Origin of the sequence: Streptomyces sp. NBC_00344, from assembly GCF_036088315.1 — a bacterium.
Taxonomy (GTDB): Bacteria; Actinomycetota; Actinomycetes; order Streptomycetales; family Streptomycetaceae; genus Streptomyces.
Genome location: NZ_CP107996.1, coordinates 3,737,305 through 3,756,411, shown reverse-complemented (window position 1 = coordinate 3,756,411; position 19,107 = coordinate 3,737,305). Strand labels below are relative to the sequence as shown.

Genomic DNA, 19,107 nt, shown 5'->3' with positions numbered 1-19,107 from the left:
AGGGCCCCGGCCGGACCCGCTGGTCCCTCTCAGAGGGCCAGCCGGTACTCCCACCAGCGGTGACTGATCCGCAGCCCGGCCGCCTTGAGCGCCGCCGCGAGTACGTCATCCGCGGACTCACGGACCTGCAAGGACACCACCGAGGGGTGCACCCGGCGTACCTGGACGATGAACTCGGCCACCAGGGCGCCCAGTTCAGGCGCTTCGATGCCATGGTGGCCGACCTTCTCCACATACATCTCATCGCCCGACACCACCGCGGCGATCCGCGCCGCGCCGCCACCGGGTGTCAGCAGTTCCAGACCCTGCCAGCCGGGCCCGGACGCCGGAGGCTGGGTACGCACGGCCGGCAGGGCCGTCCTGGGCTTCCAGCGGTCGAGCGCGGAACTGCCCCACTTCCGGCCGATCTCCCGGTGTACGGAGGCCTCCAGCTCGGCAGCGACCCGGGCATCGAGTTCGGCCTCCGTGTCGCTCCACTGCAGCATGGCGAATCCGGCGGCGCGGGCCTCGTCGGCGGCGCGCCGGAAGAGGCGGAGCAGGACGGCCTCCTCGTCGTCCGTTCCGTCCGGTTCGGCATTGTGACCTGAGACGATGCGTTCCCGCTCCAGGGCCACCAACACCCGCTGCACGGTGGCCACATCGGTCTCCGGGCCCGCGCAGTACACCGGTGCCCAGCCCAGGAGGGCGCCGTCGGCCCTGGCGACCGCGGTCCCCAGCAGCCCATGCGGCGGGTCGGCGCCAGGGGCCGGTCCGCCGGCCGGCAACCCGGCGTACAGCTCCCGCGCCAACCGCTCCCCGGCCGAGGGGTCCTGGTCGAAGTCGACCACGATGTCCATGTCGTCCCTCACTCGCCCGCCCGCAGGCCGCCGACCCCCGGCCCCTGCGGCGGGCATCGTGGAAGACGTACCGCGTGCACGGGACGTCCACCCCGGAGGCCCTCTCCGTGCCCCCACCCTCGCGCACCACGTCAGCGGCCCGGGGCACCGGGTCCGCCGACACGGCCCCGGCGCCTCATCGGCGCCCTCGGCGAGGCTCTCCTCACAGTCCCAGCTCAGCGGGAAGCGCACGGCAGTGCACCAGGTCGAGCCGCGAGACCGCCCGGGTCAGCACCACATAGAGCCGGTGCAGCCCGCGCTCCTCCGCCCCGGCGATCGCCGCGGGTTCGACCACCACCACATGATCGAATTCCAGCCCCTTCACCATCGTCGCAGGCAGCACGCTCACTCGCCCGTCCGGATCGGCCCCGGCCAGTGCCGCGTCCAGCGCCCCGATGTCCGTCTCATGGGCGATCACACCGACCGAGCCCTCGTATGCCAGCGCCGCGCGCACCGCTTCGGCCGCCACCGTCACCGGATCGTCGGCCCGCCGGATCCTCAACTCACCGTCCCTGCGCAGCGAACGGCCTGGTGGAACATCCACTCCGAGCGCCCCCACCAGTCGGTTCGCCAGCTCCACGATCACCTGCGGGACCCGGAATCCCACGGTGAGCGGGACGGTGGCAGCTGCGGGTTTCCGCAGATGGCCGAGCTGTTCGGGCCAGCTGCGCGCGGCCCAGGGCGTCGTGCCCTGCGCCAGATCACCGAGCACCGTCACCGATCCGAAGTCCACCCGTCTGGCCACCGCACGGCACTGCATCGGTGACAGGTCCTGGGCCTCGTCGATGACCACATGGCCATACCCCTCGGGGCGCTCGATCAGGCCGCTCACCTCGTCGATCAGCACCAGATCCGCGGCCGACCACCGGGCGCTGCGCCACGACCGCGGCGGTTTCGTCCAGAGCAGCGCCTTCTGCTCGTCGGCCGTCAGCACCCCGTCGGCCGCCACTGCCAGCACGTGGGGGTCGGTGAGCAGCGAGGCCACCGTCTCCTCCGCCGCCACCTTCGGCCATACCGCGTCCACGAACGCGGAGACCGCTGCGGCCCGGCCCATCCTGCGCAGCCACTCCTGGCCCGGCGGCCCGTCGCGGCGCTCGGCGTCACGCCGCAGCACATCCACCGCCCTGCTGCGCACCCGCTCACGCCCCACCGCGTACAGCGGTTCCTCCGCAAGGACGCCGGCGACGATCCGGCTCAGCTCGTCGAGTCCGATGCGCCGGCGGACGGGTCCGTCGGGCACCGCCACCTCTTCGACCGGGACGGACACCCCGGCGTACAGCGCCCTTCTGAGGACCACGGCCATCCGCTCGCTGTGCTTGAGCGCCGCCGCACCGGGTCCGTCCTCGCCGTTCGCCGGGTGTCGGGCCAGTTCATCGTCCACCGTCGACTGCCGGACATCGATCTCGCCCAGCGCGGGCAGCACCTCGGAGATGTAGGAGAGGAAGGTCCGGTTGGGGCCGAGGATCAGCAGACCACTCCGCTGGATCCGCTGCGGATACGTGTAGAGGAGGTACGCGGCCCGGTGCAGGCCGACGGCGGTCTTGCCGGTGCCCGGCGCGCCCTGCACACAGATGGATCGGCTGAGGTGGGCGCGAACCAGATCGTCCTGGTCGGGCTGGATGGTGGCGGCGATGTCGCGCATCGGACCGACCCTGGGCCGCTCGATCTCACCGGCCAGGATGGCGCTCCCGCCGCCGCCCCCCTCCGTCAGGTGCTCGTCCTCGAGAGCCGTCAGGTCATCCGACGCCCCGGCGCTCGCCGGCGCCCAGCCGAAGCGCCGGCGGACCGCCACGCCGAGCGGGTCACCGGCGCTCGCCTGGTAGAAGGTGCGCGAGACCGGTGCCCGCCAGTCGACGACCAGGGGCGGTGCCGACGGATGCTCGCTGATCCGGCGCCTGCCGATGTGGTAACTCTGCCCCCGGTGGTCCCTGGAGGCGTCGTCCTCACCGTCGGCGGCGAAGTCCAGCCGGCCGAAGAACAGCGGGCTGTCGGGTTCCTCCCGCAGCTCTTTGGCCCAACTGCGCAGCTGATAGCCGAGCACTTCCGCGTCGGCACCCGAAGCGAAGGCGTTCTCGCCGGTGATGACCTGCTCGGCGGCGTTCCGGACCATTCCGGTCAGGGCCGCCCGGCAGGCCTCGTGGTAGGTCCGCTCCGCGCTGAGTTCCCGGTCGAGTGGCGTCATCCACCCAGAATAACGTAACCGAGTAACATATTTTACTTTTCCTGGATCCCCGCCCCGAGCTGTGCGAAGGCTCGCTCGGCAGCGGCCACCGCATCCGGTCCGACCTCCCGCACGCTCTCCCCCGCCTCGATCCGGCGCCAGTTCTCCTCGGCCAGGATCCGCCGCACGGCCACGATCTGGCCGGCCGCCAGCCGCGCGTCCAGCCCTCCGCCCAGTGCGGCGGCGAGCGACTCCTCGCTGCCGTTGGTGTAGGCATACAGCCGGGCGACCAGTGCCGGGGTCCCGTACAGCAGCCGGTGGAAGGCCAGCACCTCCTTCTCCTCGCTGAGCCCGCTGACCGGATCACGGCGCCGCAGGGCGTCAAGGAAGTGGAGCCGCAGCGCCTCCAGCGGCGACTGGCCCGAGGGGCGCCCCGCCACGACAGCGGCCGCCTCGTCCTGGTGGTCGGCGAACCGGTGCAGCACCAGGTCCTCCTTGGCCGGGAAGTAGCGGAAGAGCGTCGGCTTGGAGATTCCCGCCGCTGCCGCCACCTCGGCCACCGAGACCTGGTCGAATCCCTTCTCCAGGAAGAGCGCGATCGCGGCGTTCGAGATCGCCCAGTAGGTCCGCTGCCGGTTGTGCTCACGCAAGCCCATCTCGCCGTCCATGACGAAAGAGCGTACGCAATAGCGGCCGGCGGCTGATCGGACGCACCGGCCGGGGGGCGAGGGCCCGGAGTCCGGGGCGGAGGGCGGGCCGGGGTGGGGGCCGGCTACCTGCCCCAGAGGATGTCGAGCACCGGCTCAAAGGTGTTCAGCACCAACTCGGCACCGGCCGAGGCGAGTTCGTCGACGTGCCGGTCATGGGTCGCATATCCGAGGAATGCCACGCCGGCCGCCTCGGCCGCCCTGAGGTCCGTCACCGAGTCACCGATCATCAGCGTGGTGCCGGGGTCGGCGCCGAGACCGCTCAGCGCCCTGCGCAGCACCTGCGGATCAGGGGTGAGCGGGTCCGGACCGGCGTCGCGCCCGTAGATGTGCGGAGCGAAGCACTCGGCCAGCCCCCGCCCTGCCAGATACTTCTCGACCGCCCGGGACGAGGTGTCCGCGGTGACCGCGAGCCGGCAGCCGCCCGCGCTCCAGGTCCGGATCACCCGGTCCGCGTACATCGCCGGCCAGGCGCCGGGGACCGCCCGCAGTTCCTGCTCGGTCAGCCACTCCTCCAGTTCCGTCACCAAACCGCTGTCCGGCCGGAGCTCACCTACCGCACGCAGGATGTCCAGCGGGTCGCTGCGCTCCAGGGTGATCCCGTGCTCCCGCGCCAGCTGAAGCATCTCGGCAGCCACGGTCCGTGCGGTCCGCCCCGTGTGGTGGGCGTAGAGGCGGCAGAGCGGGCCGTCGAAATCGAACAGCACACATCGCGTGGATGTGATCCGGGCTCTGAGGTTTTCACGGATCAAGGATGCCGCCTGTTCACTTCGCGTCGAATCAGAGGTCGTGCCGGAGGTCCTGCCGGAGGACGCACCGGGGGCCGTTGCGCACTCCGTGGTGAAGTCGGCCTGGGCAACGGCGTGTTCGGGTGTAGTGCGTCCCGCACTTCCATGTTCGAAGATGGTGCGTCCTGGGGAACATCGAACCACTCCTGGGGCCCTCGCGCACGGGCCTGGGAGCAATCACCCGCCGTCGTCCGCAAGAAGATCACGCGGCGCGCCGCCCCGGCTCCGTCCCGGCGAGCCGGGCACCTGACCGTACGGCTCGCAGCCACACCGCACAGGCAGGCGCGATGTGTTCGGTGCCCGGCACCCGGCGGAGTCCCAGCGGACCACGCGCCGCCTCGAGCACCGTGCGGATGCCCGCCGCGGTGGCCGCGAGAACGGCCGGCTCGGGACAGAGCACCAGAGCCATCGTCAGCCGGATCACATCGATGTGGACCGAGAGCAGCCGCTCGAAGTCCAGATAGATCCGCAACGCGGCGCGGTGTCCGGCCAGCGCCCCTGGACAGCTCGCGGCGACCGCCGCACGCCAGGCCCGGATCGCGGCCTGCCGCTGCCCGCGCCTCGGATAGCGCATGCGCGCCAGATGCGAGGCGATCTCGTAGACCGGATCACCGAAGAGCGCCAGCTCCCAGTCGATCAGCGAAAGCCCGCCGTCCTCGGCGACGATCAGGTTCCCGGCATGGGCGTCGGTGTGCAGCAGGGCGAAGGGCCGCTCCCCCAGCCCGTCCGCCCGGTCCCGCAGCCGCGCGAGTGCGTCACCCGATACGCCGAGCGCCGTGAACAGTTCACGGTGCGCGGGACTGCAGCGTCCCCTGACCTCGGAATCGGTGAAATCGACGAGGGTACGGAGAAAGCCCGCGCAGTCCCCGTCCGCCGGCCAGCCCTCCGGGCGCGGCGGCAGCAGACCCGGCGGTACGGCGGCGGTCTGCCGGAAGAGCCGCTCCATCGACTCCGCGTACCGGCGACCGGCGGGCCGGTCCCGACCGGTCAGACGGGAGAGCGGCTCACCCTGCGCGAAGGAGTACACGGTGAAACCCGGCCGGTGGACCAGCACCCGGGGGCTCCCGTCCACTCGGCCTGCTATGGCGCCGAGCAGCTCTCCCTCGGGCCAGATGCGCAGATTGAACTGGACCGCGTCAGGGATCGGGGCGCGCACCTTCACCGGCGTACCGGCCGCCAGCGAAAGCGATTCGGCGAGCGCGGGGGGCAGCCCGACACGGTAGTTGCGGTGGTAGTAGCCGCTGAGCGGCTCTCCCTCGCCGGCTGTCCGGTACAGCATTTCCCAGCTGTCGACCGTACGACCTGAGGCGCTGCGGGCTACATCGGGCATGCGGCTCCTGCGCTCTCGTGACCGGAGAACTCGCCGGCGGGCCGTCCCGGGCCCACCGCTCACCTTCATACCCAAGAGTACCGAAGATCTCAAACCCCTGAACAGAGAGGCGAGTTGACCTCTCCTACCGGTCGATCGCCGCCCTCATGGCCGCAAGGTCAGCGACCAGGTGCTCAGCACCGGCCTCCCTCAGCCGCCGCAGTTTCGCAGGGGCGGGGTGATAGCCGACGAACGCGACACCGGCCGCCCGGGCGGCCACCGCGTCGGCGGGCGAGTCCCCGATCATCAGGCCGTCGGCCGCGCCGGTACCGGTCTCCGCAAGGAGACGCTCCAGGCAGTAGGGGTGGGGCTTCATCAGCCGGGGGTCGTCATGACGGCCGACGACCGCCCCGAAGTACGTCACGATCCCGTGCAGTTCGAGATAGGCGCGGGCCGCGGCCTCACTGTTGTTGGTGGCGATCACCAGCCGCTTGTCCGCCGCCAGGAGCCCTTCCATCAGCTCGAACGCCCCCGGCGTCGGCTCGGCGGTCGCCGCCGCGTGGGTCTCCAGTTCCTCGAGCCGCTTGCGCATGGCGGAGACAAGCCCGTCCGGATCGCTCGGAAAGGCGTCGTAGCTGCGCCGCAGTACCGCGAGGGGGTCGTCGAGGCCGTCGAGTTCCCGCCACCGCGGCAGCACGGCGGCAGCCATGGAGCGGAGTTCGGCAGCGATCCGGGGGGCGCGGAGCCCGGCGAAGAGCCCGCAGACCGGGCCGTCGAAGTCCCACAGAACGAGCGAGGCGGCGGAGAGCAGCGTGCGCAGTCCGGCTTCGGGGGTCGGGGAAGGGGTGGGGCCGGAGGAGAGCAGCACGTCAGTCGCCGAAATCCGCATCTTGGGACAGCTGGTCCCAGTAGGAGTCGAAGAATGTCTGCGCCGCTTCCACCTTCAGTGCCTGGTCGGGCTTGGTGTACGGGAAAAGCGTCGCGCCCATGCCGAGCGAGTCGAGGATGGTGACCTCGACGCCGTCGATGGGCTCGGGTGTCCACTGCTCAAGGGTGTAATAGCCCTCGAGCAGCTGGTCCTTGTTCAGCAGGTACAACTTGAGCGGAGGGGTGAAGGGCACGGTCCGGATCTGCACCGACACCTCGGGGACCAGTCCCCGGTGGCGGAGCTTGAGCAGCGACTGCCGCAGCGACTTCGCATGGTTGATCACCATGTCGCGGTGGCGCTTGCGCGGACGGTCGTCCTCGGGGTCGTCCACGCCGCAGGGAAACGCGAGCCGTATGCCAGTGATGTCGGGAAGCATCAGCCGCAGCGCGATGCTGCGCGGCTGGATCTCGCCGTCGTGGATCCTGGTCACCTGGGAGCCCAGATGACGGTCCATCGTCTCCGAGGTGAGCGAGAGGACGTCCATCGTGATGTCCTCGGCCTCGAAGGCCTCCTTCAGCCTGGGCTGCAGGGTCACCTGCGCCGAACGGGCGACCGCCGGGGCGGCCGCGCCCGCGGTCACCGTGGCCGGCCGGCCACGGCTGGACGAGATCAGCCCCTCGTCCCTGAGTACGTCCAGCGCCCTGCCCACCGTCTCGCGCGAGACCACGTACTTGATCTGGAGCTCGCGCTGCGACGGCAGCTGCTGGCCCACCCGGTAGACGCCGTCGGTGATCTCCGTCCTCAGGTCCCCCGCGATGACCTGGAACTTCCTGCCGTCCTCACTGCCTGCGTCACGTGTTGGCACGCCTCCACCGTACAACTACCGCACACCTTCGCGTAATTGACATGACCGAACAGACAGGGGTGCACTTCTCGGTCATCCAACCAGACCAGTCACCAGACAAGTTTACGGGCATGTCGTGAACGGGAACATGTAACTCAAGTCAACCGGGCCAACTTGTCTGGGCACTTGACTGGTTATACCTCTCCACGGGGCACAGGAGCCGTACAACGGGGTACGGGCACCGGCGCTCCCAGCCATCCCGAAGGAGGGAACCCCATGCCCACCGCAGCTCTTCTGCTGGCCGCACTCGGCTTCGTCATCGAGCAGACCGTCCAGTCCGCGTTCGGCATCGCCGGTCTGATCGGACTCGCGATGCTCACGGTCGGAGTGAAGTCCGCCAACGTTCCCTGCAGTTGCCTGGGGGCGTTCATGCTGGTGATCCAGGTGCAGGCGGTCATCGGCTGACCGCCGCCCCACCCGCCGGGCCTCCGGCCCGGCACTTCTCCCCACCCCGCGACCAGCCCCCACGACGGCCCGGCTCCGGCCGCACGCATGGCACAGGCGCTGCGGCCGCTTCGAGCGCAGCCGGTGCACTGCCGGGTGCGCAGCCGGTAGGACCACCCACGACCGACCCTGCCAAGGAGAGTCCGTCATGCCGCTCTTCGCACTCGCCCCCGCCGTGTTCGTCCTTCTCTTCGAGACCTTCGTCCAGCAGGATTCCGGGGTCGTGGGGTTCTTCGCCCTCGCACTGCTGACCATCGGAGCAAAGACCAGGAACCCCACCTGTGCCGGACTCGGCGTCATCGGCCTCGTCCTGCTCCTTCAGCCCGCACTCGGCTGATCCGCTCGAAAGACCTGCGCCGTCTGTGAGCAGCCCCGGCTGCCCCGCCACTTCTGGAACACGGCTAGAACACGTCCGGGCACCAGGGCCGCACCGCCGTACGGAAGAGCGCCTCGGCGACCGCGATCGCGCCCGGTGTCCGCTCGGTGATCCGCTCCAGCGCCGCGAGCCGGACCGCCGATGCGTCACCGAGGTACAGGGCACTCAACTCCCTTACGTCCAGCACGACATCGGCCGGTCCGGAGGACGGCGCGCAGACCGCGCCGTCCGGCGACGCGTCCAGCCGGTACCGGCCGGAGGACAGCCCGTCCGTGTCGCGCACGTCGAGCACCAGAGTGCCTGTGGCCTCGTACGTCCTGGACTCCAACGCCCGTGGGACATCCAGCAGCCGCACCCACAGGAAGTCCGCCTGCTGGGTGATCCGGGCGGCCCGGGGATCCGGCAGGAACAGGGGCAGCAGGTCATCGGGACCCCGCCGGCCGGTCTTCACGGTGGTGATCCAGTCGACCGAGCAGAGGTAGTGCCAGAGCGCGCGCTCGGCGGCCGGGGACACCGCGATCAGGCTCCGCACGGTCGCGGTGTTCAGCGGCTGCTTGGCGTCGCCCCACGTGTCGTCGGCCGTGTAGACGAGCAGGCCGTCGATCTCACCGGCGGGCGACCGGTAGACCGCGTAAAAGGGCTCCGTCCAGGTCTGTCCCGGAAGCCGCTCGAAGCCCGTGCTGCCGGCCCACCAGCGGTCGTCCCTGGTGACCGCACCGGGCTGAAGCCCGCGGAAGCGCGCGTACAGGCCGGGTCCGAGCCCGCGGACGTCCGCGGCGTCGACCAGATCGATCCGGCCCTGCTCCGGACCCGGCCGGCACCGGTCGAGGCCGGTGCGCGGAACGTCGACCGTCCACTCGCAGATCCCCGCCGCCGGCCCGAAGCCGTACCGGCCGTAGATCGGATACTCGGCGGCGATCAGCGTGGCCAGCACGTCCCCGCGCTCCCTGGCCGCCGCCAGGTCCGCGGCCATCATCCGGCTGAGCAGTCCGCGGCGGCGGTGGGTGGGGGTCACGGTCACGTTGGTGATCGCGTCCGCGGGCAGCGAAGCGCCGCCCGGGACACTGATCTCCTGGGCGAACGAGCGGAACGTCGCCACACAGCGCCCTTCGTCGAAGGCCCCCCGGGTGCGCGACAGATCGGTGTGCGGAAGCCTGCTGCGCACCTCCTCGTCGGAGGCCACCGGCGGCTGCAGGAAGCCGGTGTGCACGGCGCGCAGCCAGCCGGGGAATTCGGACTCGGTGACGGTGCGGATGTCGACGGTCATACGCCCACGCTAGGTACCCGTGCTCAGACTGTCGCGCGGATTTCGCCGACCCTCTCGGCGCCGCCGAGCAGCGGGGAGTCGGCCAGCCGGGCGAGGACCGGACTGTCCACACCCATCCGCTCCAGCGTGCGCGCCAGTACCGGGCCCAGCACCCGGGTCGCTCCGTCATCGATCTTGAAGGCCAGCGCACGGCCGTCCGGCAGGGCCAGCGCCTGAACCGCCTCTGCGCCCATCTTGGACAACGCGCCCGGGAGTTCGCGCATCAGCCAGGTGTCGGGCCTGCGGTTGCCCGCCACGTACTCCGGGTGGGCCCGCATCGCATCCGCCACCCGGCGCTCCGCGGTGCCTTCGGGGGCGAGCACGAAGGAACGGAACGCCCGCGCGAGACCCACCAGACTCACCGCCATCAACGGCGCCCCGCACCCGTCGGTGCCGACCGCGGGGACCCGTTCGCCCGCCGCTTCCTCCACCACGGTCAGCACCAGTCGCTGCAGGGGGTGAGAAGGGTCCAGATAGGAGTCGGCCGGCCAGCCGTTCAGCGCGCACACCGCGAGCATCGCGGTGTGCTTGCCCGAGCAGTTCATGGTCACGCGCTCCCGGTCCCGGCCGGCCGCGAGATAGGACTCGGCCTCGACGGGGTCCAGCGGCAGATCGGGCGGGCACTGCAGATCGCTTTCCCGCAGGCCGTATTCGGCGAGCATCTTCCGTACCAGTTCGAGCTGGAACCCCTCGCCCGAGTGGCTGGCCGCGGTCAGGGCCAGCCGCTCCCCCGCCAGATCCAGTCCGGCCCGCAGCACGGCGGCGGCCTGCATCGGCTTGTTGCTGGAGCGGGGGAAGACGGGCAGCGAGGGGTCTCCGAGCGTGAACTCCACGCTCCCGTCGGCGGCGAGAATCACCAGCGAGCCCCGGTGCCGGCCCTCGACGAAGCCGGAACGTACGACTTCGGCGAGCACCGGCGGGACAGCGGGGGATATGGGGGCGGTGGAAGTGGAGGTCATCGTCGGCCTTCCCGGAGAAGGGACCCGCTCAGCCGAGGGATCGCCTCAGGTGAGCAGATCGTCTACTTGCGCTTCGCCCTCACGGTACCTGCGGGCGATCTCCGCACTGCAATCATCCGCGGTCCGCTGGAGATGCTGCCGCCGGCGTGAGACCTGCTGTTCGTGGCGGACCAGGCGGCCCATGCCGGTATGCAGCTCTTCGTCCGTCCGGGCGCCGAGGTCGGAGAGTTCCACCTCGGCGAGCATGTCGGCCGCCAGTTTCCGGTTCTCCTCGCTGCGCGGCGGGGAAAGTGTGACGTGCCGGGCCGACGAGCGGTGCGACGACGGCAGATCCGCCAGGATCTCGGAAAGCCGCTCGACCACCGGCGAGTCGGGGCCGGCACGCCTGGACAGCTCGGCACGGAGGATGTCGATCCGCCCGTGCAGCATCCGCCGTACGTAGCTGAGATCCGCCTCGTCCGATTGCGCGTCCCTGCGCAGGGACCGCAGCTCCGGCAGACGCAGCGCACCGATGTCGTGCTCGGCGACCGCGGGGAGCGCGTCCCCGGCTCGCTGCACCGGTGGCCGCTGAGCGGAGCTGAACCGGGTCATGGATACGGGACCGGGCGACTGCCTGGCGCCAGATGTGCTCATATGCGTAATCCGTCCCCTCGACCGGTGCGGTGCACCGCCTCCCGTGCATGGTGCCACTCCCTGTGGTGCCCCTGCTGACGCTCTGCACCCGTTCGGCCCCGGATAGATTGGTTCGCATGCGTGCAGTGGTGCAGAGAGTGAACGGCGCGAGCGTCGTCGTTGCTGGTGAGACGGTTGGGGAGATCAGCGGGGAGGGTTTGTGCGTTTTGGTGGGTGTCACCCATGCGGACTCGGAGGAGGAGGCGGCGCAGCTCGCCCGTAAGCTCTGGTCGCTGCGGATCCTGGCGGACGAAAAGTCCTGTTCGGACGTCAATGCACCATTGCTGGTGATTTCACAGTTCACGCTGTACGGGGACGCCCGCAAGGGCCGCCGCCCCACCTGGAACGCGGCCGCGCCCGGTGACGTGGCGGAGCCGCTCGTCAACGAGGTGGTGGCCCGGCTGCGCGCCCTGGGGGCGACGGTGGAGACAGGCCGGTTCGGCGCGAGCATGCGGGTCTCGCTGACCAACGAAGGCCCGTTCACGGTGCTGCTCGACGTCTGATGCCCCGGGGGCCGGAACCCGTATCCGCTTCGGACACGGGCCCGGGGCCGGGCTCAGGGTTCGACGACGACTTCCTGGGCGGCGGCCGTGTCCCCCGCCATCAGCTCGGCGTCCACCGGTACGTTCCGCTTGACCAGGGCGAGCGCGATCGGCCCCAGCTCGTGGTGGCGCGCCGACGAGGTGATGAAGCCGAGCTGGCGCCCCTCCTCGCCGTCCGCGGCGAGGCGGACCGGGGTGCCGTGCCCGGGCAGCAGCACCTCGCTGCCGTCCAGATGCAGAAAGACCAGCCGGCGCGGCGGTTTCCCCAGGTTGTGGACACGGGCGACCGTCTCCTGGCCCCGGTAGCAGCCCTTCTCCAGATGAACGGCGCCGCCGATCCAGCCCAGCTCGTGCGGGATCGTGCGGTGATCGGTCTCGAGTCCCAGCCGCGGCCGGTGCCCCTCGATCCGCAGGGCCTCGTACGCCAGCAGCCCCGCAACCGGGCCGTGCTCCGCCGCGTACGCCTCGAGCCGGTCCCTCGGCAGGAAGAGATCACGGCCGTGCGCCGTCTCCCTCACGACCACACCGTCCGGGACCTCGGCGATCGAACCGGCCGGCAGATGCACCACCGCGATGTCCTCGCTGCGGTCGGCGACCTCGACCCGGTAGAAGAACTTCATGCTCTCCAGGTAGGCGATCAGATCCTGCTGCGTCCCCGGCTCCACGTGCGCCCACACCGTCTCGCCGTCGTCCACGAGATACAGGGCGTGCTCGATGTGCCCGTTGGCGGAGAGGATCAGCGCTTCGGTGGCCCGGCCCGCCGGCAGCTCGCTGACGTGCTGGGTGAGCAGCAGATGCAGCCAGCCCAGCCGGTCGTCGCCGGAGACGGTGACCACGCCGCGGTGCGAGAGGTCCACGAGACCGGCACCGGCCGCGAGTTCACGTTGCTCCCGGAACAGGTCGCCGTAGTGCGCGGCGACACCTTCGTCACGTCCTTCGGCGGGGACGGCGCCGGGCAGGGTCAGCAGCGGGCTCTTCATGTCCGTAAGCCTACGACCGGCCGCCGGAAGTCTCACCGGCGCACTTGTCCGTACAGCTCTGGCAGCGCCCGAAGATGGCGAAGTGCTTCATGTCGGTGTCGAATCCGAAGGTCTCGCGGAGCTTCGCCGTGAAGTCGGCGGCGACGGCGATGTCCGCCTCGATGACGTCCGTGCAGTCCCGGCAGACCAGATGGATGTGATGGTGCCGGTCCGCGAGGTGGTACGTGGGGGCGCCATGCCCGAGATGGGCATGGCTGACCAGCTCCAGCTCCTCCAGCAGCTCCAGGGTCCGGTAGACGGTGGAGATGTTCACTCCGCGCGCCGTCTTCCTGACCTCGGTCAGGATGTCGTCGGGCGTCGCGTGCTCCAGCGCGTCCACGGCCTCGAGCACCAGCTGCCGCTGCGGGGTCAGCCGGTATCCGCGCCTGCGGAGGTCGCTCTGCCAGTCGGTGGTCACCACGCCTCCAGTCTAGGCAGCGCCCCGCCCCGGTCGCCCTGCTCGGTGCGGGCGGTCTACTTGAAGAAGGCGATCCCGTCGTCGGGCAGGTCCTTGAGGTCCTTCGCCCACTCGCTCGGATCGACGACCTTCTTCAGATGTGCCGACATGTACGGGCGGAGCTCGACCTCGGGGGTGGCCTTCTCACCGACCCACATGAGATCGCTGTTCACGTAGCCGTAGAGCCGCTTGCCGCCGCTGTACGGTCCGGACGCGGCGGTACGGGCGACCGCGTCCGTGACGAGGTCGATCTGCGGCTTCTGGTCGGCGAGCTCGCCGTACCAGATCTCGACGACTCCCTGGTCGCGGACCATGACGACCTCGACCTTGCGGTGCTCGTCGACGCGCCAGTACCCGGACTCGGACTCCAGCGGCTTGACCTTCCTGCCATCGGAGTCGAGCACCCAGGTGTGCGAGACGTACTCGAGGAAGTCCCTGCCGTCGTGGGTGAAGGTGACTTCCTGGCCGAAGTTGCACTTCTCGTCGCCCGGGAAATCGGCGACGCCCGCGCCCTCCCAGTTGCCGAGCAGGAAGACGAGGGGGACGAGGCTCGGATGCAGGTCCGACGGAATCTCGATCATGACGTCAGCGCTGGCCCTGGTAGAGCTTCTTCACGGACAGGCCGGCGAAGGCGAGCACGCCGACGCAGACCAGGATCAGAAGGGCGATGAAGACTGCGTCAAGCACGGGGTGCTCCTTGCATGAACGGTGGAGGCAGAACGGCCGGGTCCCAGCCTAGTGGGTGGGGGCCGGGCCCTCTCTGCGAGGTGGCCGGCAAGCGGGCGGGCGCCCCGCACCACCGGCCGGACCCGGCGCCACGGCGGCCGCGCCGGGCCACCGGGAGGGCCGGAGGCCTCGCGCCCGGCGATTACAGTTCGGCCATGGCGCAGAAGAAGCTAGTGATCAAGGTGACAGCGGGTTCGGACGCGGCGGAGCGATGCTCCCAGGCCTTTACCGTGGCCGCCGTCGCCGTCGCCAGCGGCGTGCAGGTCTCACTCTGGCTGACCGGGGAGTCGGCCTGGTTCGCCCTGCCGGGCAGGGCCGCCGAGTTCGAGCTTCCGCACGCCGCGCCGCTGCCCGATCTGATCGAGTCGATCCAGGCAGGCGGGCAGGTCACCCTGTGCACGCAGTGCGCGGCCCGGCGGGACATCACCGAGCAGGACGTCCTGGACGGCGTACGGATCGCGGGCGCGCAGGTCTTCGTTCAGGAAGCCATGGCGGACGGCGTACAGGCGCTCGTCTACTGACGACGGCAGCCCCCGTCGGTTCCGGTCCGCGCCGATTGCGCCACGGCCCCGGCTAACGCCGCTTTTTTCCGTCCAGCTCGTCCCACCACTCATCGGACTTCTTGTCGCCCGACGGGTCGTCCCACCAGCGGTCCTCGGGGCCGCGCCGGTTGCCGACCACCGCGGCGATCGGCGGAATGATCATGGCCACCAGGCACATCCCGACGGCAGCGGGAACCGACCAGAGACGCACAAAGGCCCAGGCGGATATGAACAGCACCAGACATCCGCCCATCAGCAGGAAATAGCCGCGCCGACGTCGCGAGTACATGGGTCCAGCGTAAGTCCGGCGGGCCCGGAGTGCGCCGGTCCGGGATGGCACGAAGGGCCGCACCCCGTATGTTCGGCGGCGTCCAACCCCCGGGGGTGCGGCCCTTCGGCCGGTCACTGAATTCAGCGCACGATGCGGTCAGACCGCGATCGCGACCTCGGCAAGACCGCCGGTCTGCGCGACGACCGTACGGTCCGCCGTGCCGCCGGGGACGAGCGCCCTCAGCGTCCAGGTGCCCTCGGCCGCGTAGAAGCGGAACTGCCCGGTCGCCGAGGTCGGGACCTCCGCGGTGAACTCGCCGGTCGCGTCCAGCAGGCGCACATAACCGGTGACGGGCTCGCCGTCGCGGGTCACGCTGCCCTGGATGGTGGTCTCACCGGGCTTGATGGTCGAAGCGTCGGGGCCGCCGGCCTTTGCTCCACACATAGGGATCTGTCCTTCAGGTCGGAGAGGAGGGGTTACTTGTTGGCGCCGAGCTCGATCGGTACGCCCACCAGGGAGCCGTACTCGGTCCACGAACCGTCGTAGTTCTTGACGTTCTCCTGGCCGAGCAGCTCGTGCAGCACGAACCAGGTCAGCGCGGAGCGCTCACCGATACGGCAGTACGCGATGGTGTCCTTGGCCAGATCGACCTGCTCGTCCTCGTAGAGGGCCTTGAGCTCGTCGTCGGACTTGAAGGTGCCGTCGTCGTTGGCGTTCTTCGACCACGGGATGTTGCGGGCGCTCGGAACGTGGCCGGGGCGCTGCGACTGCTCCTGCGGGAGGTGCGCCGGGGCGAGCAGCTTGCCGCTGAACTCGTCGGGCGACCGCACGTCGACCAGGTTCTGGTTGTTGATCGCGGCCACCACGTCGTCGCGGTAGGCGCGGATCGACTCGTCCTGCGGCTTGGCCTTGTAGTTTGCGGCCGGGCGGGACGGAACGGCGTCGACCAGGTCACGGGAGTCGAGCTCCCACTTCTTGCGGCCGCCGTCGAGCAGCCGGACGTCGCCGTGACCGTAGAGCTTGAAGTACCAGAAGGCGTACGACGCGAACCAGTTGTTGTTGCCGCCGTAGAGGACGACGGTGGTGTCGTTGCCGATGCCCTTGTCCGACAGCAGCTTCTCGAAGCCGGCCTGGTCGATGAAGTCACGGCGGACCGGGTCCTGAAGGTCCTTGGTCCAGTCGATGCGGATGGCGTTGCGGATGTGGTTCTTCTCGTACGCCGAGGTGTCCTCGTCCACCTCGACGATGGCGACCTGCGGGTCATCGATGTGGGCCTCGACCCAGTCAGCGTCTACCAGTACGTCGCTGCGGCTCATGCGGCTCTCCTCCGGGGCAGTGTGCGGCGGGGTGGTGCGGAGGTGCCGGCATACGGGTCCACAGCGGCGTGGGGGCGCATCCGGCACCGGGGGCGGACCCTGACAACGGTCGAAGGGTCCCGGAATACGGGAGGCGGAGCTCCCGCTCAGACGGCGCGACAGAGCATGGCGGCGACGCGGCACAGGTCTACTGCCCGCCGCTTCGTGAGAACCGCCAGTCCCCGGGTACGGAGACCGCTCGAATAACGCTGCATGGAGACGATCGTAGGGAAGTACGGGCGGAGATGTCACCGGCGTGTCGCATATTGAGACGCGATCGTCCGCAATGCGAGACGATCAGGAGAGCGAAGGGCCCACGGCCGCCCTCATCGCGTCGGTCTGCTTACCCGCCATCTGCGGACCGGACACCCCTGTCTCATCATCCGGGCGAAGGGCGCTGGGCCCACGCTCGGACACCGCATGCCCGGCCCTAGCCGGCCAGCGATACGTCCGTCCCGGTGACTCCGATGTCGACACCGTCCGGCGTGGCCTGCACCTTGTCGAGTTCGAGGCCGGACGGCAGGCCGCCGATCGCGCCCTCGAAGTCGGTCTTCTTGCGGACGAGTCCCTCGAGACCGGGAATGCCCTCACCGGGCACCGCGTCCGCGCGCACCTTGATCCTGTTCTTGCCCACCATGGTCACCGAAGACGTCACGCTGCGGGTCAGGGTGCGGCCCAGGATGTCGACCGACCCGGTGACCTTGACCTTGCCGTCGCCCCCGTAGGCGACCTTGGCGCCGGTCTCCGACGCCCTGGTGAGGTCCTCGTACGAGATGTGCGCGGTGCCGCTCGCCCGCGCGGCGACCGCGCTGGAGTAGCTGCCCGAGATCCGCACGTCGTGGAGTTCGGCCCGCACCCGGGTGATCCGGACCTTCCGGCCCTGCGCGCTCGCCTCGACCCCGTTCATCGTGATGTCGACCCGGTCCAGCTTCTTGCCGAGGACCTGGGTCAGGAAGGGGAACCCCTTGATGTCGACGTCCGGCGATGCGGTGAGCCCCTCACTGCTGCGTATCCGGTCGGCCGCCTCGTTCTCCGCGACATGCACCGCGATGCGGTCGGCGCCGACGAAGAGACCGCCGAGAATGACGACGATGATGAGCAGTGTCCGCAGTGCGCGCATGGCCGGTAGTCCCCACCCTGGTCGTGCCCGTGTCCCTTGATGCGTGCCGGTGGCACCGAACGCGAGCCTAACCGCCGGGTCAGCCGACGACCCGTCCGATCAGATAGATCGCGGGCGCCGCCGCGGTGAGCGGCAGGGCCACTCCGGCCGTCATATGGACGAATCGGGACGGGTAGTCGTAGCTGGCGACCCGCAGCCCGATCAGCGCGCAGCCGCCCGCGGCGAAGCCGAGCAGTGCCCCCTGCGCCCCCAGGCCGGTCATACCGCCCGCCGCGATGCCCGCGCCCGCCCCGGCCAGCAGCGCGACGAGCACCGACGCGGGGCCCGGCAGCGGCAGCGCGCGGGCGATCACGGCGACCGCCACGGCGATCCCGCCTACCGTCACCGCGTCCATCGAGGCGGCCAGCGTTCCGGTCGCCATGACGGCGAGCGCGGAGGAGGCGATGGTGGCCAGCAGCCCGGCCATCCGCTCGTCGCCCGGCGCGTGGCTGCGCAGTTGCAGTACGAGGGTCAGCAGCACCCAGACGCCGAGGGTGCCGATGATGGCGGCGGGCCCGTGTCCGGCGCCCGCGACGAGCAGCGCGGCGTCCGCGACGACACCACCTGCGAAGGCGAGTGCGATGCCCTGGCGGGCGGGCCACATCCCGTTCAGCCGGAACCATCCGGCGGCGGTGAGCGCCTGGAGCACCAGCAGCGGCACCAGCACCGCGTACCGCCCGCCGAACGCGGTCAGAGCGATCAGCAGCGCCAGCCCCGCGGTCAGCCCCGCGGGCTGCATCCCGGGCGCGATGATCGGCGACCGCCCCTCGGCGCGGGCCCGCTGGGCGTCCGTGATCCGCGCATTGCCCGCCGTGCTCGGCGCGCTGTAGGCAGGCCCCTCGGCGGCCGGCGACTCGTATCCGGCCGCCGGGGCGGCGGCCGGCGCGGCGGCAGGGGTCTCCGGCGGCAGGGGATGGGACTGCGGCGGCAGGTAGGCGGGATCAGCGGCCACCGGCTGCTGGGGGTACTGCTGGGGCTGCTGCGACTGCGGGTACTGCTGCGGGTGCCCGGAGGCGAAAGGCTGCTGGGGCTGGGACTGCTGGGACTGCTGCGGGTGCCCGGAGGCGAAAGGCTGCTGGGGCTGGGACTGCTGGGAGTGCTGCGGCGGGTAGCCGCCGGGCTCCTGCGGCGGAGGGTACTGCTGCGCGTGCTGCTCCTGCGGATGCCCCGCGGCCTGCTGCTGGTGCCCCCCGGCCTGCCGCGGATGCTGCGCGGACTGCTGGACCGGCTGGTACTGGGTGTCCCACGTCTGCCCGTCCCAGGTCTGGGTGTACGGGTCGTGCGCATGCGGATCCTGCGCGTACGGCTCCTGGTAGGGCGGCTGGGGCTGCTGCTGCCCGTACTGGTCGTACCGCCCGTAGGGATATTGCTGATCAGTCATGCTGGGTCACCCTCCTGCAAACGGCGGGAGCACCTCGACCGTGCCGCCCTCGGCAAGCCGTACCGTCTCATGACCGCGGGTTCCGACGGGATCGCCGTCGACGAGGAACGAGCATCGCCGCAGCACCTGCACCAGCTCGCCCGGGTGCCGCTCGCGGGCCGCGCCGAGGGCATCCGCGAGGGTGTCGGCGGTGTAGGGCTCTTCGGCGGTGCCTGCCGCGGCCTTGGCGGCGGCCCAGTAGCGGATGGTTCCCGCAGCCATGGGTGGTACTCCTCTTCGGTTCGCG

Annotated in this window: 24 protein-coding genes; 4 read left to right on the top strand and 20 right to left on the bottom strand. The window is 70.6% G+C overall.

Annotated features, from left to right (window positions below):
- Positions 1-29 precede the first annotated feature (29 nt).
- The 7 genes from OHS16_RS16950 to OHS16_RS16920 form a co-directional block, all read right to left on the bottom strand.
- Complete coding sequence (locus tag OHS16_RS16950; protein ID WP_328538043.1) at positions 30-836, bottom strand: hypothetical protein; 807 nt, start codon at positions 834-836, stop codon at positions 30-32.
- A gap of 202 nt (positions 837-1,038) precedes the next feature.
- Positions 1,039-3,057, bottom strand: a complete 2,019-nt coding sequence (locus tag OHS16_RS16945) for a HelD family protein (protein ID WP_328538042.1) — start codon at positions 3,055-3,057, stop codon at positions 1,039-1,041.
- Positions 3,058-3,089: 32 nt separating this feature from the next.
- A complete protein-coding gene (locus OHS16_RS16940; protein ID WP_328538041.1) occupies positions 3,090-3,704 on the bottom strand; it encodes a TetR family transcriptional regulator in 615 nt (204 codons plus the stop codon).
- A 104-nt stretch (positions 3,705-3,808) separates the two neighbouring features.
- A complete protein-coding gene (locus OHS16_RS16935; RefSeq protein WP_328538040.1) occupies positions 3,809-4,450 on the bottom strand; it encodes an HAD family hydrolase in 642 nt (213 codons plus the stop codon).
- Positions 4,451-4,733: 283 nt separating this feature from the next.
- On the bottom strand, positions 4,734-5,861 hold the full coding sequence (locus tag OHS16_RS16930) for an aminoglycoside phosphotransferase family protein (protein WP_328538039.1): 1,128 nt from the start codon (positions 5,859-5,861) through the stop codon (positions 4,734-4,736).
- 124 nt (positions 5,862-5,985) lie between these two features.
- On the bottom strand, positions 5,986-6,729 hold the full coding sequence (locus OHS16_RS16925) for an HAD family hydrolase (RefSeq protein ID WP_328538038.1): 744 nt from the start codon (positions 6,727-6,729) through the stop codon (positions 5,986-5,988).
- A complete protein-coding gene (locus tag OHS16_RS16920) occupies positions 6,710-7,573 on the bottom strand; it encodes a winged helix-turn-helix domain-containing protein (RefSeq protein WP_328538037.1) in 864 nt (287 codons plus the stop codon). Before OHS16_RS16920 ends, OHS16_RS16925 begins: the two co-directional genes overlap by 20 nt.
- A gap of 255 nt (positions 7,574-7,828) precedes the next feature.
- On the opposite strand from OHS16_RS16920, the gene OHS16_RS16915 reads away from it, so the two are divergent.
- Together OHS16_RS16915 and OHS16_RS16910 are read left to right on the top strand one after the other, a co-directional pair.
- A complete protein-coding gene (locus OHS16_RS16915) occupies positions 7,829-8,017 on the top strand; it encodes a hypothetical protein (RefSeq protein WP_328538036.1) in 189 nt (62 codons plus the stop codon).
- A gap of 187 nt (positions 8,018-8,204) precedes the next feature.
- Positions 8,205-8,393: a hypothetical protein gene (locus OHS16_RS16910; RefSeq protein ID WP_328538035.1), complete on the top strand. Its 189-nt coding sequence runs from the start codon at positions 8,205-8,207 to the stop codon at positions 8,391-8,393.
- Positions 8,394-8,457: 64 nt separating this feature from the next.
- On the opposite strand, the gene OHS16_RS16905 is transcribed toward OHS16_RS16910, so the two are convergent.
- Genes OHS16_RS16905 through OHS16_RS16895 form a run of 3 tightly spaced genes read right to left on the bottom strand, consistent with a single transcriptional unit; the run spans position 8,458 to position 11,330 of the window.
- Positions 8,458-9,699 (bottom strand): GNAT family N-acetyltransferase, encoded by a 1,242-nt coding sequence (locus OHS16_RS16905; protein ID WP_328538034.1) that lies wholly within the window; start codon positions 9,697-9,699, stop codon positions 8,458-8,460.
- 23 nt (positions 9,700-9,722) lie between these two features.
- The gene (locus tag OHS16_RS16900) at positions 9,723-10,697 is read right to left on the bottom strand and encodes an asparaginase (protein ID WP_328538033.1); all 975 of its coding nucleotides are present in this window, start codon (positions 10,695-10,697) and stop codon (positions 9,723-9,725) included.
- A 45-nt stretch (positions 10,698-10,742) separates the two neighbouring features.
- Entirely contained in the window at positions 10,743-11,330 is a 588-nt protein-coding gene (locus tag OHS16_RS16895) for an RsiG family protein (protein WP_328538032.1), read from the bottom strand.
- 116 nt (positions 11,331-11,446) lie between these two features.
- Here OHS16_RS16895 and dtd point away from each other — a divergent pair, with 116 nt between their 5' ends.
- Complete coding sequence (gene dtd / locus OHS16_RS16890; RefSeq protein WP_328538031.1) at positions 11,447-11,872, top strand: D-aminoacyl-tRNA deacylase; 426 nt, start codon at positions 11,447-11,449, stop codon at positions 11,870-11,872.
- A 53-nt stretch (positions 11,873-11,925) separates the two neighbouring features.
- On the opposite strand, the gene ygfZ is transcribed toward dtd, so the two are convergent.
- Genes ygfZ through OHS16_RS16875 form a run of 3 tightly spaced genes read right to left on the bottom strand, consistent with a single transcriptional unit; the run spans position 11,926 to position 13,968 of the window.
- Positions 11,926-12,891, bottom strand: coding sequence for a CAF17-like 4Fe-4S cluster assembly/insertion protein YgfZ (ygfZ, locus tag OHS16_RS16885; protein ID WP_328538030.1), 966 nt, complete (start codon positions 12,889-12,891; stop codon positions 11,926-11,928).
- A gap of 10 nt (positions 12,892-12,901) precedes the next feature.
- Positions 12,902-13,351: a Fur family transcriptional regulator gene (locus OHS16_RS16880; protein ID WP_328538029.1), complete on the bottom strand. Its 450-nt coding sequence runs from the start codon at positions 13,349-13,351 to the stop codon at positions 12,902-12,904.
- A 53-nt stretch (positions 13,352-13,404) separates the two neighbouring features.
- Positions 13,405-13,968 (bottom strand): FABP family protein, encoded by a 564-nt coding sequence (locus OHS16_RS16875; RefSeq protein WP_328538028.1) that lies wholly within the window; start codon positions 13,966-13,968, stop codon positions 13,405-13,407.
- A gap of 300 nt (positions 13,969-14,268) precedes the next feature.
- On the opposite strand from OHS16_RS16875, the gene OHS16_RS16870 reads away from it, so the two are divergent.
- Positions 14,269-14,634, top strand: coding sequence for a DsrE family protein (locus OHS16_RS16870; RefSeq protein WP_328538027.1), 366 nt, complete (start codon positions 14,269-14,271; stop codon positions 14,632-14,634).
- Between the two features lie 52 nt (positions 14,635-14,686).
- Here the strand turns inward: OHS16_RS16870 and OHS16_RS16865 are convergent, their stop codons facing one another.
- The 7 genes from OHS16_RS16865 to OHS16_RS16840 all read right to left on the bottom strand — a co-directional run bounded on the left by OHS16_RS16865 (position 14,687) and on the right by OHS16_RS16840 (position 19,082).
- On the bottom strand, positions 14,687-14,944 hold the full coding sequence (locus OHS16_RS16865) for a DUF3099 domain-containing protein (protein WP_328538026.1): 258 nt from the start codon (positions 14,942-14,944) through the stop codon (positions 14,687-14,689).
- 138 nt (positions 14,945-15,082) lie between these two features.
- Positions 15,083-15,370 carry a DUF1416 domain-containing protein gene (locus tag OHS16_RS16860; protein ID WP_328538025.1) on the bottom strand — a complete coding sequence of 96 codons (288 nt, stop codon included), beginning with the start codon at positions 15,368-15,370 and terminating at the stop codon, positions 15,083-15,085.
- 32 nt (positions 15,371-15,402) lie between these two features.
- A complete protein-coding gene (locus OHS16_RS16855; protein WP_328538024.1) occupies positions 15,403-16,242 on the bottom strand; it encodes a sulfurtransferase in 840 nt (279 codons plus the stop codon).
- A gap of 146 nt (positions 16,243-16,388) precedes the next feature.
- Positions 16,389-16,496, bottom strand: coding sequence for a putative leader peptide (locus tag OHS16_RS32130; RefSeq protein WP_443042632.1), 108 nt, complete (start codon positions 16,494-16,496; stop codon positions 16,389-16,391).
- Between the two features lie 215 nt (positions 16,497-16,711).
- Positions 16,712-17,401, bottom strand: a complete 690-nt coding sequence (locus OHS16_RS16850; RefSeq protein WP_328538023.1) for an LmeA family phospholipid-binding protein — start codon at positions 17,399-17,401, stop codon at positions 16,712-16,714.
- A 79-nt stretch (positions 17,402-17,480) separates the two neighbouring features.
- The gene (locus OHS16_RS16845; protein WP_328538022.1) at positions 17,481-18,821 is read right to left on the bottom strand and encodes a hypothetical protein; all 1,341 of its coding nucleotides are present in this window, start codon (positions 18,819-18,821) and stop codon (positions 17,481-17,483) included.
- A gap of 6 nt (positions 18,822-18,827) precedes the next feature.
- Complete coding sequence (locus OHS16_RS16840; RefSeq protein WP_328538021.1) at positions 18,828-19,082, bottom strand: MoaD/ThiS family protein; 255 nt, start codon at positions 19,080-19,082, stop codon at positions 18,828-18,830.
- Positions 19,083-19,107 lie beyond the last annotated feature (25 nt).